Source organism: Mesorhizobium sp. M1163, from assembly GCF_040318415.1.
GTDB lineage: Bacteria > Pseudomonadota > Alphaproteobacteria > Rhizobiales > Rhizobiaceae > Mesorhizobium.
Genome location: NZ_JAMYMF010000025.1, coordinates 1 through 13,493, shown reverse-complemented (window position 1 = coordinate 13,493; position 13,493 = coordinate 1). Strand labels below are relative to the sequence as shown.

5 protein-coding genes, 2 pseudogenes and 1 riboswitch are annotated in these 13,493 nt (G+C 60.3%); all 7 genes and pseudogenes read right to left on the bottom strand.

From position 1 onward, the window contains the following. Positions 1-3: 3 nt before the first annotated feature. Entirely contained in the window at positions 4-201 is a 198-nt protein-coding gene (gene thiS / locus NKH43_RS22460; protein WP_352859943.1) for a sulfur carrier protein ThiS, read from the bottom strand. After that, on the bottom strand, positions 170-1,171 hold the full coding sequence (gene thiO / locus NKH43_RS22455) for a glycine oxidase ThiO (protein WP_352859941.1): 1,002 nt from the start codon (positions 1,169-1,171) through the stop codon (positions 170-172). Before thiO ends, thiS begins: the two co-directional genes overlap by 32 nt. Then, positions 1,168-3,003 (bottom strand): phosphomethylpyrimidine synthase ThiC, encoded by a 1,836-nt coding sequence (gene thiC, locus NKH43_RS22450; protein WP_352859939.1) that lies wholly within the window; start codon positions 3,001-3,003, stop codon positions 1,168-1,170. Before thiC ends, thiO begins: the two co-directional genes overlap by 4 nt. Before the next feature lie 104 nt (positions 3,004-3,107). Beyond that, positions 3,108-3,224: riboswitch (TPP riboswitch) on the bottom strand. Positions 3,225-3,447: 223 nt separating this feature from the next. Next, positions 3,448-4,390 (bottom strand): annotated as a pseudogene (locus NKH43_RS22445) (ATP-grasp domain-containing protein); the annotation flags it as partial. A gap of 117 nt (positions 4,391-4,507) precedes the next feature. Beyond that, entirely contained in the window at positions 4,508-7,042 is a 2,535-nt protein-coding gene (locus NKH43_RS22440; protein ID WP_352859937.1) for a two-component system VirA-like sensor kinase, read from the bottom strand. A 641-nt stretch (positions 7,043-7,683) separates the two neighbouring features. Further along, positions 7,684-8,048, bottom strand: a pseudogene (locus NKH43_RS22435) (type IV secretory system conjugative DNA transfer family protein); the annotation flags it as partial. A gap of 774 nt (positions 8,049-8,822) precedes the next feature. After that, entirely contained in the window at positions 8,823-13,334 is a 4,512-nt protein-coding gene (locus tag NKH43_RS22430; protein WP_352860040.1) for a Ulp1 family isopeptidase, read from the bottom strand. Positions 13,335-13,493: the final 159 nt, after the last annotated feature.

Genomic DNA, 13,493 nt, shown 5'->3' with positions numbered 1-13,493 from the left:
GGTCTAACCGCCTTGCATGGGCGAGAGGATTTCGATCCGGTCGCCGTCGCTCAACTGGAATTCCGCCCGCTTGGCTTTGTGCACGAGGTCGCTGTTGACCGCCGTCGCCAGCCAATCGCCCTCATAGTCCAGCGCGGCAAGCAGCTCGGCCAGCGTGGTGGCGGCAACCTCATGCGCTTCGCCGTTGACCATCAGTTTCATGAGCAAGCTCCTTGGTTGCGTCTTGATTGAAAACCAGGTCGGCAGCCTGGCGCGCCATGGCAGGCGCGAGAAGAAAACCATGGCGATAGAGTCCATTGATCGCGACGGCAGTTCCAAGTGCCTCCACGCGCGGCAGATTGTCGGGAAAGGCTGGACGGATGCCGACACCTGTTTCAACGATCCCGGCCTCACCAAAAGCCGGGTGGAGGGCATAGGCGGCACCGAGCAGTTCCATCATCGAACGCGCCGTCACCGGTCCGGCGGACTGGCTTTCAACCATAGTCGCGCCGATCATGAACTGCGTGTCGGCACGCGGCACCGCATAAAGCGGAAAGCGCGGATGCAGCAGCCTGACCGGGCGCGACAGCGAGATATCACGCGTGCGCAGGATCAGCATTTCGCCGCGAACGCCGCGCAGCCTGTCATCGGCTGCTGCGATTCCAGTGCAGTCGATCTGACGATCGAAATCGGAAACAGGCTGGGCGTCGGCGCCGAAGCGAAATTCGACGCCCATGGCCGCGAGCTTGTCATGAAGTGCTACCATCGCCTGGCGCGGGTCGAGATGAGCCTCATCGGGGAAGAGCAATCCGCGCCAGAAGCGGCCGGCGAGGTCGGGTTCCAGGAGCGAAATTTCATCTTCGGCGACCCGCCGATATCCCGACGTGCGGCTGGCGAACCGGTCGAGCTCGCCAGTATCACGCAGCGCGGCCACGACCAACGTTCCGGCACGTATCACCTGACCCGGTAGCACCGCATCCCACCAGTCGGCGGCGTCGCGTCCGAGATCCAGCACCGGCTGCTCGGCGCTTTCACGCTCGCACCATGGCGCGAGCATACCACCGGCGAACCACGACGCATTGCCCTCGATGGCAGGCCTTGTCTCGGCAACGGTGGTCACCGCGCCGCGTGCGGCGAGCTCGAAGGCGGCGGTGAGGCCGGCAACACCGGCCCCTTTGACCAGCACCCTCATGATGGCGCATGCGCCTGTGGCATGGCCGGTGCGCCGGTCTCGTCCGCCGGTATGTAGAGATTGCCGCCCTCGCGGTATTTCGCCGCCATCGCCGCCATGCCCTCCTTCTGCGCCTCGGCGCGGATGTCGTGGGAGATACGCATGGAGCAGAATTTCGGCCCGCACATCGAGCAGAAATGCGCCAGCTTGTGCGCCTCCTTGGGCAAGGTCTGATCGTGGAAGGACCGCGCGGTTTCGGGATCGAGCGACAGGTTGAACTGGTCCTCCCAGCGGAACTCGAAGCGCGCGCGGGAAAGGGAATCGTCCCTGAGTTTCGCCGCCGGATGACCCTTCGCCAGATCAGCGGCGTGTGCGGCTATCTTGTAGGTGATGACGCCCGTCTTGACGTCGTTGCGATCGGGAAGGCCGAGATGTTCCTTGGGCGTGACGTAGCAGAGCATGGCGGTGCCGAACCAACCGATCATCGCCGCGCCGATGCCGGAGGTGATGTGGTCGTAGCCCGGCGCGATGTCGGTCGTCAGCGGCCCAAGCGTATAGAACGGCGCCTCGCCGCAGACGGCGAGCTGCTTGTCCATGTTCTCCTTGATCTTGTGCATGGGAACATGGCCCGGCCCCTCGATCATCACCTGGCAATCCTTGGCCCAGGCGATCTTTGTCAACTCGCCGAGCGTTTCCAGTTCGGCGAATTGTGCTGCGTCATTGGCGTCGGCGATCGAGCCGGGACGAAGGCCGTCGCCCAGCGAAAAGGACACGTCATAGCCGCGGCAAATGTCGCAGATCTCGGCGAAATGTTCGTAGAGGAAGCTTTCCCGGTGATGGTGCAGGCACCATTTGGCCATGATCGAGCCACCGCGCGAGACGATGCCAGTGACCCGGTCAACGGTCAGCGGGATGTAGTGCAGCCGCACGCCCGCATGGATGGTGAAATAGTCGACGCCCTGTTCGGCCTGCTCGATCAGCGTGTCGCGGTAGACCTCCCAGGTCAGATCCTCGGCAATGCCGCCAACCTTCTCGAGCGCCTGGTAGAGCGGCACCGTGCCGATCGGCACCGGCGAGTTGCGCACGATCCAGTCGCGGATGTTGTGGATGTTTCGGCCGGTCGACAGGTCCATCACCGTATCGGCGCCCCAGCGGATCGCCCACACCATCTTTTCGACCTCTTTGGCCATGGACGAGGTGACGGCGGAGTTACCGATATTGGCGTTGATCTTGACCAGGAAATTGCGACCGATGATCATCGGCTCGCTCTCGGGATGGTTGATGTTGGCGGGAATGATTGCGCGTCCGCGCGCCACCTCCTCTCGGACGAATTCCGGCGTCACGAAATCGGGCAGCGTCGCGCCGAAAGCCTCGCCGTCACGCTCAAGCTTGCCATGCAGGATCTCACGACCAAGGTTCTCGCGGATGGCGACGAACTCCATTTCGGGCGTGATGATGCCGGCGCGCGCATAGGCAAGCTGTGTCACCGCCTTGCCGGCCCTGGCCCTGAGTGGCCGGTTGCGGACTGGAAATTCTGGCGTCAGGCGTTCGCCCGTAGCGAACCCATTGTCTTCTGGCCGGACGTGGCGGCCGTCATAGGCTTCGACATCGCCGCGCGCCAAAATCCATTCGTGGCGAAGTCGGGCTAGGCCTTTTTCGATGCTGGTTTCGACAGCCGGATCGGTATAGGGGCCCGACGGATCGTAGACGGTGACGGGCGGCTCGCCGGCTGTCGGATGGACAGAGATTTCGCGCATCGGCACCCTGAGCTGCGGGTGGATGGTACCGGATTTGTGGATTTTGCGTGAGGCAGGCAGCGGTCCCGTCGAGACGGCGGGGGTGAGGGCATTCATCTTGAGGCTCCTTTGCTCGTTGCATTGGAGACCCAGTTCTGTGCCGGAAGGATGAAAAGACGCTTCTAGCGACCTGCTGAAACAGGACCTCGGGCGTGAACTCCCGCAAAGCGCTTGCACCGTCCCTACGCCAGTATGAACTGGATCAGGTTCAACGGGTCACTGCGCCGCGAAAGCCAGCAGTATCTCAGCCCCTTGCCGGGACTCCCCTGGTGAATGCCTCAAGTTGAACGGGCCGGGGTTGTCTTGTCAAGCGCATGTTCGTCCTGCGGCGGCGGTGGGCGGCAATCAAATTGGGCCCAAATTGGGCCGACGGCCTCGCCACGGGTCGCGGAGAAGTTCCGCGGGAGATAGGGCAGGTGTGGCCAAAGCTGCATTTGCCTCATCAAACTTGATGTGACATTGACGTAGACGGAACTGCTGCGTTTCAAGGATCTTAAGCCGTCAATGCCTGATCGGAACAGAACTGGTGGGCCGCCCGAACGCCCCACAAACATCGTGCTCTCGATCACCTCCTATTGTCGCCGGAAAAGGGGTGATCGACCAATCGATCAAGTCGACCGCTCGCTGAAGGGCGCCCTCGGTTTCAGCACGGCTGGGCGAAGTGGCAATGACATGTCCAATCCAGTCTCGGAAATCCCCCTTCCTGACGATCGGTGTCTTGGGTTCAACATTCAATTTGACCTCGGCCACACCTGATATAGCAGCTGCCTGAGTGTCGCCACCAATCCAGTCCAGGGTGCCATCTTGATCAGGAAGCAGGAATCGCGCGGCCGCAGTATGCGAATGCTTTTTGCGCAGATCCCATTCCTCGCCAATTGACAAGCTTGATGTGCTCGGTGACGAGGTCGACACCGTAAGCTAACTGGACCAGTTGAGGGTCGGGCGCGCCACTAAGACGCGGATTGACTTCAATGACAACTGGACCGCGTTTCGTGCACCGGAGTTCAATGTTAGTTGGCCCCCAGCCAAGGCCGAGAGCCCGCAAACAGCTCAACGAAACATCGGCGATGCGCTCACGCTCCTGATCGGTTAGCAGGGCCGGATACGTCACCTCACGTATGACGAAATGGGGGAGGGGACCAAAGTCATTGGCGCAAATCGCAACGACCTCATTCCCCATAACATTAATGCTATAGAACGGGCCCTGTGCGAATTCTTCGACGAGTATTTTCGGTGTAGACCGCCATATGTGCTTTCCGCCCAATAGATAGGTCGTATGTTCGGCTACGTCTTCGAGGCTGCGGCACAATCGGACACCCATGCTGCCGCTGCCTAATGCCGGCTTAAGAATCACGGGCAGGCCGATCTCTGCAGCCGAGCTTTCTACCTCCGCCGCATTCGTTGCCAACCGATAAGCCGGTATTGGAACGCCGGCCTGCGCGAGGAACTCGCCATGAGCCGGGTGCGCAGCGATCGTCCGACGCTCTTGTATTTGCTGGATCCCAGCCGGCTCCGCCTCCGACTGCCTCGGTAGCTCGGTATCCTGAGCGCGTCGGCGGCATCATGCCATTATCATCCTACGAATTGCATGCTCCATCGTCCTGGACGAGACCGGTTTGGCTAGCCAAAGGACGAAGGTCTGATTACCAGATGTGATCGGCATGGGGTCGCTTCCACCAACGACGATGATGGGCACCGTCATCAGGGTGGTACGTACGGCTTCGGGCTGTCCTGGCCCGAGGAAAGTCGCTTTATCGAAAATTAGGAGGTCGGCTGCCTTCCCGCTCTCGATCCAGTCGCAAAGACTTTCGAAGGTCGCGAAGCCGACAGGCTTATAACCAAGCGCGGCGATCTTATCGTTGTAGATCTCCAACGCTGCTGGATCGGGCTCCACGACTGCAATGATTTCTCCGTTGCCAAGTGATCCATCGCATGGGCCGAAAGCGCTATCAGCTCTGACCTGCTCCTCAGCGCAGGCCGGTAAGTAGAGATCGAAGCGTGTACCTCGGCCAACAGCCGAGGTGACGTCAAGGCATCCTGCGAGCGCGCTCACATGGCGGTCCACTGCAGCAAGACCCAGTCCGGTCCCGCCGACGCGAGAGCGCGTGGTAAAAAAGGGCTCAAAGATATGCGGAAGCACCGAACTTGCGATTCCTTGGCCATCGTCGCTGATGGAGAGGAGAACGTAATCTCCCGGTTTCAAGGTGCCCTTAGCCACGGGCTTCGTTTGACAGACGTGAGCGCGAGAAACGCTAATCTCGACACGGCCCTCATTCAAGAGAGCCTCCGACGCGTTCTTGCATAGATTCATAAGGATCTGCTGTATCTCGGTCGGGCTGCCCTCGATCACCGTTTGCCACTCGTTGATCTTGAAGTTCAACTGAACATCCACACGAAGTGCAACCCGCAGCAATGGCGCGAGATCCATTACACTCTCCGAGACGTCGAAAGGCATCGCCACGCGCTTCCGATTTCGGCTTAGTGACAAAATTTGGTCAATAATCAGTTTGGCTCGGTTGCTGGCCAAGATAATTTGGCCGATGTGGCCCCGAATTCTCGAGGGGCGACGCACAAGACCTTTAGCCATCTCTGCGTAGCCGACTATTGCTCCTAGAACATTATTGAATTCATGTGTAACGCCGCTTGCGATTGTGCCGACAGCCGTCAGCCTTTCCGCATGCTCCCATCGACTCTCAAAAAGGTTACGTTCCGTGTGTACACGTTGCATTTCAAGATGGTTGCCTAAACGCACAGTAGCGCTCGCCAGAACCAGGAGGTCGTCTGTGGAGGGTGGTGAGCGATCTCCTTCAAAAACAAGGATACAAACCGCAGCCTGCTGATCGGAGGCCCTGCAACCAACAATTTGACAAACACCGGTAGTGCCTACGGCAGTCCGAACCACTTCCGACGCGGGAACGACGCGAAACACTGGCTGTTCCGGGTGTACAAGTGAGACGACTTCATTGATTAGCGTGGCGTTCCAGACGCGCATGCGCTTGTTCGCGACAAAGTACTCGGTATTCCTGCTGATACTCGGATCCACCAGAGCAAGCGCGCATTGATCCGCATTGAAAACGCATTGAATGAGTCTAAGCGCTGCTTCGGTGGAGAAGCGCCGCGAAGCCTTCGTTGCTTGACTGTCGATGAAACAAGCTTCGATCTCACTCATCGCCGCTTCAAGCTCTAACCGCCTTTCCAACCGGTTCGTCCGCACATGCAGCGTGGAGGCTCGAATGGTCGCAAACAAGCAGAGGCATATGGACACCAAGCCAAAGAAAAGTCGTGTACGCTGCGCTTGCGCGCTGGCGAAGCTGTAGGCTTTCAGATGTTCTCGCTCCAATTCGGCAGCCTTGGCGAACGTGTCGAAGGATGGGATCCGATTGACAGCGCGGTCCAACCTCAACATTGAGGACAGGATAGCGCGGCCCTCGCGGGCAACATCCTCCGTGACTTGGTCCTGGCTAGGAGGAAGTCGGCGGAGAGACTGATCGATTTGTAATGCGAGGCTGAATCCCGGTCTGGCCGAAAATTGAAGGATCAGATTGGAAAATTCAGGCCTGTTCGACACTCCCCCCCGAAGGCGATTAGCCGAGCGAGCAAAGCGTACGAGAGAGCTTTGCAGAAGCTCATTTTGCGCGGCCGAGGCCGAGATGGCAGCTTCTGTGTTTTCGAGGGACTTTTTGAGCTGTGCAACCAACCTGGAGTGCACCCCGGAGCTCTCATTGGGCGAAATCTCAACAAGGCGTTGGTAGTTTTGAAGGTTCCTTTTTAATGCTTGCCCGGTAGAAGCAACGGAACGGAAGTCCAATACCATGTCGGCGCGGGCGACGTCTCGCTGGAGCAATGCGTAGTTGATCTGAATCGTCCGCAGTTCGCTTAGGACCGCCTCGTTGATCTGGGGGTCTTGCCACTGTATCGCGACCAAGAGCGCAACCGAGGCCACTAGGGCCATTACAGAAGCTTTGTCGGTACTGAGCCATTTTTCCCAAACGAACGGCGTTTGATCCGCGGTGCGTGCCTTGCGAAGGTCCGATTTGAATTCTAGCTCCCCATCGCGTCGGTGTGCGGCCGGATGCTGCTGGAACAGGAAAGCCAAGTGTACCTCTCCCCTCAAATAGGCGGTGTAGACACCGTTGCACTCTGCCCCCATGGCCCGCTGACCTTCCATTGATTCGCGGGCGTTTCGACCTCGACGGCGAGGCGGCAGCACAAGGCGGGCAACTGATCGCAGTTTTCGGAACTGGTCTTCCGAGAGATCATCGAAGGGGCATACAAGCGCACGCCTGCAGCAGCCGAGGATGATACCGGCCGGTCAAACGCAACTGGCGAGGGCCGGATCTGCTGTTGGCTGGCAGCTAACACTGGCGGGGCGGCGGCCTCAACTCCGGCGTGCCTAGAGCCGGCTGCTGCGAAAGCGTCCGACACGCTTCCCTTGGGGGCATCCCGTCCAGCGGGCATCCTTGGATCGCTGAAAAAAGACGAGGCGGCTTGATGATCCTGCCCTCGCTGAAGCACCTCGCGAAACCCCTGTTCCAGTCGCAGAAGCTCCTCTGGACCGGTAGGCGGCTCGTCAGCTCGACCATCGAACAGCGGCCGGAGCGCCTCGGACACGTGCTGCTCAAAGCCCACTCGCCGGGCCTGGACCGCTTGCCCGTCTTCCAAGCCGGCGTCCTGCACCTGCGACAAAGCTGTTACACGGGATGGATTACTATTTCGCGGGTTCATACTAGCCTCACATCAAACTGTATCGTCAAAGTCCTGCGCCAATCCACGCAGCGGCTCATCGAGTTTTTCTGTGGAGAGCCCCCCGTCTGCTTTCGTCAAGGGCGTCGGCTCCGGGAGGGCGCCTGTCTGGCTTTCAAAGATGCGTTTCAGAATGCGATCGGAAAAATATCGCACCTTCCTCAATTTTAATGGTGGCAGACCTTGATGAGAACGATTTCGTACTCGTCATTGAGCAGCCGCACCTGTTCGGGACGCAACAGCGGTGCACCTTGATGTGAATTCTGAACGTTCCTTCGCGCCTGGCTGTAGGAAATCGATTGGGCTTGAAATGTGAATCCACCGATAGCTTTGGAAATGTAGTTCGGAGTCTCGTCATCTACCTCGATGTTCCTAGAAGCGCGCCGGCAGCCCGGGCGGGGGGCTTGGGGTTAGACTGCCGGCCCACGCCACTCAGAAAGAGCGGCCTCTTTTCGCGGTTCGGACACCCATAGTCAACCCGGCAACGTCTGGATGCCCGCTGTGCTTTTTGCAGAGCGGCGATGCCGGGCATATCGGCCGATCCTGTCTAGGATGGTGTGGCCACTCTCGTCGGCCGAGTTGATGCTCCAGCCAGTATCGCCTTGCCGACCAGCATGAGTTCGCCGTTAGCAATCCATCGTTGCGAGCCGAGACCGAGGTAAAAAGCGCGTGTTATCGACTATGTAGCTGACGCTCCCGCTGACACCTTCGAGTGCGCACGCTATGCCCCGTTCGCACCCTCTTGTGAATAGTACTGCGCCATGCACCTGAAACCGCCTCCTGGGGCCAGGCTTGCTGATTCAACACGATTGATCCGACGCCAAGGGAAGCGGTTTCGAGGTGCCGCAACGCGTACATGATGATGGCCGCCGCGGGGGCCTCGCGGACTTCGAGAACCTTTTCACCGGTTGAGATGTGTTCGAGCCCGGTTGCTGACATACTGGCTCTTGCGGCTGCTGATCGACTTCAGTGCTCGTCGCGATGCCGCAAGCGATTTTTTGCGGCAAATGACCTTTCCGAAAAGTTTGCGACAGAACCCGCCGACGCCGCTCTCATCGAAGCGGATGAGGCTCAGCGGCCTCCCCTGTCCGACAATTTGCGTCGGTTTGGCGATTTGACCCCAGCCATGGAGCTCAACGCCCCGCGTCGGAGCGCTCCCTGCTTCTGAAGGAAGCCATTAGGTCCGCTCGGGCTTGATCGGAGGCTTGGCTGATGGACGTCGTGGTTGCTTCGCTCAGTTGCCGCCCCATGGCGCGGCTTTGCGGATTATCAGTCCTCTGCCTCTTCGCCGGTCTCAACAGCGCTGTGTAATGTTCATTGTTTATGATGACGCCCCCGCTGTTCACGAGGTTGCTCCTGTCAAGTGTACTCGTCAGTCCGTCCTGGGCCTCGCGCTTCTTGCCCAAGTGCCGTTCAAACGGCGCTGGCGCGACTTGTTGAGCTCGAGAGATGGGTCCCTGCTCTCCTGCGTGGCCATGAGCTTGTGCCGCGGTCTGCGCAGCGGCGTCCCCAATGGCACGAGCCTCCATGCCGACTGCGTCTTCCCGACGAGCAGCAAGGGCAATTTTGCGCCCGGGTGCGAACTTCCGGAGATGAGCTAGTGCACTGATCCCAGCGGAGTTCATATAGCGCTTGGCATCTTCATCCAGCGACCCCTCGTGAAGCCGATCCGCAATCCGCGGCTTTTTGTTTTCAACCAGGCATTGACTGAAACGTCTAAGAGCAGACCCATAGACCTGAATGGTACCGGGATTCGGCCCGGTCGCAGGCGCTCCCTTGTACTCTTTGATGTGAGCCGCTGTGTACTCTCTGATGAGCGCGGCGTCGGCAGGGTCGGGATTCAGGACAGCGCGGCCCAGCACTGGCGCTCCGCCCGCCCACGTCTTGAGACGACCTAGTGACCCAGCCACGTCCGAGGAGCCACTCTTGCGCTGGTACTCCTTGAGATCCGGATCCAGCGACGAATCGTTAAGCCGAGCGGCAAATCCCGGCTTGTTGTTTTTAAAGAGCCAATGACCAAAGCCGAGAAGAGAATCTACATGGCGCTTGACCGTGCTCTCCTGGACCTTACCGGCATAGAGTGCTGACCTCAGCCCTTCGACAACGGTCGCATCGTTGGAATAAAGAGGACGCTGGTCGTGACCGGAGACCACTATTGGAGGATCTGGCTGCACCGCCGCCGGCACAGAACGAGCATGGTCATGCAACTCGAACGGTGCGGGGGGATTCAGATCAACCACTGACGAATCCGGCGCATGATGATGGCGCGCCGTTGAGTGACCCGGCTGCAGCACCGAGGCACCTAGCATCGACCCACTGCCTCCGGCGTACGGCGCCGCGGCGTGTTCTTGTCCGCTCCCTTGCATCATGGGCCGCGCCTCCCATGGCAATGCACCCACTTGATGGGTGGGGGCCTGCATCAGCACGCGAGCGCCTGAATTGCCGATCTCGCTCAGCTGCGGCTCAGTGGCAACGTCCTGCAGACGACTGTTCGGGGTCCTTTGCCTCTTCGCTGGTCTCAACTCCGCTGTATCATGCTCACGGTTGATGAGGACCTCCTCGCTTGGTAGCTGGTTGCTCCTGTCCTGTGCAGCGATCCGCTCGTCCGGCGCGCCCTGGTCGCCGTAGATCAGGGGACGAAAGGACTCTGCGGGATCCGAGGCTTGGTGATGGTGCCCAGTTGGCACGAAAGACGATGTCACAACAGCGTCGTCTTTCCCAGGGAGGAGATTCTCTGGCCAACTGAATGCCTCCTGCGGCCCGCTGCGCTGCGCAGCGGCGTCCCCCTTGCTCTCAAGACTTTGAAATTTAAATGGGTCCCCGGGAGCAACGTCTGGCGCTGACTGGCCGAGCCGCTTGATCTGCTGGGGAAACGTCCCAACGGGGCTTTCCTTAACCGCGTCTCGGGCCTGTCGGTCCATGAGTTCAAAGTTCGTGAGATTATTTGCCGTTCCGAATGTATCGTCACCCCTGAGGCGGGTTTGTAGTGCCTGCCGATTGACGACGAGGTTGTTGAGGTTCACGTCTGGCAGGTCTGGCTGCGATCTTTGCAATCGCCCAACCAGCGCCCGCGTGCCGTCCACCACGTGGACTCCGCAATCCACCTCGTTTCTCTGCTGGGCGATGCGGGGTGAGTCCACGCGGGTCTCCAGGCTGACGCCCAGATTTTTTGCGAGCTTTTTTGCAAGCGGGTCATGCCATCCGCTGACGGAGTCATAATGATAGGCAACCGGCCGTTCCCGGTCGCTGCGATCAACGAACAGCAGCGACCAATGGGTGCCGCGCTCCGCAAGAGTCTTACCGCCATCGCTCACTGGCACGAACAGGAAGTCGGCTGTGTCGTTACCGTTCTGATTATGGACGATGCGCTGGAATGCGCTTAGCCTGTCGCTCTTGGAGCCCAAGCGCAGATGATAATTGGCTACGAGGGGATCCACGAACCGCGTCCGGGCGGCGAGATCTGGATTGTTCCCCTGCAACTCCTGCTCCAGGAGCTGGTAATCCCTCTGGATATGTTCGTCGCCTAGCAATTCCAATGCGCCGAGCACCCGCCCGTCTTTAGCTTTCCCAGGGGGCTTCTCTGGCCGACCCAATGCCTCCTGCGGCCCGCTGCGCTGCGCAGCGGCGTCCCCAATGGCACGAGCCTCCATGCCGACTGCGTCTTCCGGACGAGCAGCAAGGGCAATTTCGCGCCCGAGTTCGGGCTTCCGGAGATGAGCTAGTGCACTGATCCCACCGGAGTTCACATAGCGCTTGGCATCTTCATCCAGCGACCCCTCGTGAAGCCGATCCGCAATCCCCGGCTTGTTGTTTTCATGCAGGTATTCACTGAAACGTCTAGGAGCAGATCCATAGGTCTGAATGGTACCGGGATTCGGCCCGGTCGGCGCTGCCTTGTACTCTCTGATGGGAGCCGCTGTGTAATCTCTGATGAGCGCGGCGTCGGCAGGGTCGGGATTCCGGACAGCGGCGCGGTCCAGCACTGGCGCTCCGCCCGCCCACGTCTTGAGATGACCCACTGCTCTAGCCACGTCCGAGGAGCCACTCTTGCTCTCGTACTCCTTGAGATCCGGATCCAGCGACTCCTCGTGAAGCCGAGCAGCAAATCCCGGCCTGTTATTATCAAAGAGCCAACGACCAAAGCCGAGAAGAGAATTTACATGGCGCTTGACCGTGCTCTCCAATGCTGACCTCAGCCCTTCGACAACGGTCGCATCGTTGGAATAAAGAGGACGCTTGTCGGGACCGGAGACCCCTATTGGAGGATCTGGCTGCACCGCCGCCGGCACAGAACGAGCAGGGTCACGCAACTCGGACGGTGCGGGGGGATTCAGATCAACCACTGACGAATCCGGCGCATGATGATGGCGCGCCGTTGAGTGACCCGGCTGCAGCACCGAGGCACCCAGCATCGATCCACTGCCTCCGGCGTAGGGCGCCGCGGCGTGTTCTTGTCCGCTCCCTTGCACCATGAGTTGCGCCTCCCATGGCGATGTATCCACTTGAGGGCCGGGATCATGCACTGGTTCGTCCATTTGCTTTTGCAACCGAGCCCACCTTTCGGCCACCGCGGCCTCGCCAACCGCGGAGGGCGTCTCCTCAGCCCTGGCGAACGCTGGCCCGGCAGGCGCCGCCGGCACAGAACGAGCATGGTCACGCAACTCGAACGGTGCGAGGGGATTCAGATCAACCACTGACGAATCCGGCGCATCATGATGGCGCGCCCTTGAGTGACCCGGCTGCAGCACCGAGGCACCCAGCATCGACCCACTGCCTCCGGCGTAGGGCGCCGCGGCGTGTTCTTGTCCGCGCCCTTGCGTCATGAGTTGCGCCTCCCATGGCGATCGTAGAAGGTCCGCGTGCGGAATCGAGTCGAAATATCCCGACAAATCAGCGTCGACCGTCTGCTTTTGCAACCGAGCCAGCCTTTCGGCCACCGCGGCCTCGCCAACCGCGGAGGGCGTCTCCTCAGCCCTGGCGAACGCTGGCCCGGCAGGCGCCGCCGGCACAGAACGAGCAGGGTCACGCAACTCGGACGGTGAGGGGGGATTCAGATCAACCACTGACGAATCCGGCGCATGAAGATGGCGCGCCGTTGAGTGACCCGGCTGCAGCACCGAGGCACCCAGCATCGACCCACTGCCTCCGGCGTAGGGCGCCGCGGCGTGTTCTTGTCCGCTCCCTTGCGTCATGAGTTGCGCCTCCCATGGCGATCGTAGAAGGTCCGCGTGCGGAATCGAGTCGAAATATCCCGACAAATCAGCGTCGACCGTCTGCTTTTGCAACCGAGCCAGCCTTTCGGCCACCGCGGCCTCGCCAACCGCGGAGGGCGTCTCCTCAGCCCTGGCGAACGCTGGCCCGGCAGGCGCCGCCGGCACAGAACGAGCATGGTCACGCAACTCGAACGGTGCGGGGGGATTCAGATCAACCACTGACGAATCCGGCGCATGATGATGGCGCGCCGTTGAGTGACCCGGCTGCAGCACCGAGGCACCCAGCATCGACCCACTGCCTCCGGTATGCGGTGCCAGGTGCTCGCCACTGCCTCCGGCGTACGGCGCCGCGGCGTGTTCTTGTCCGCTCCCTTGCATCATGGGCTGCGCCTCCCATGGCAATGCACCCACTTGATGGGTGGGGGCCTGCATCAGCACGCGAGCGCCTGAATTGCCGGTCTCGCTCAGCTGCGGCTCAGTGGCAACGTCCTGCAGACGACTGTTCAGGGTCCTTTGCCTCTTCGCTGGTCTCAACTCCGCTGTATCATGCTCACGGTTGATGAGGACCTCCTCGCTTGGTAGCTGGTTGCT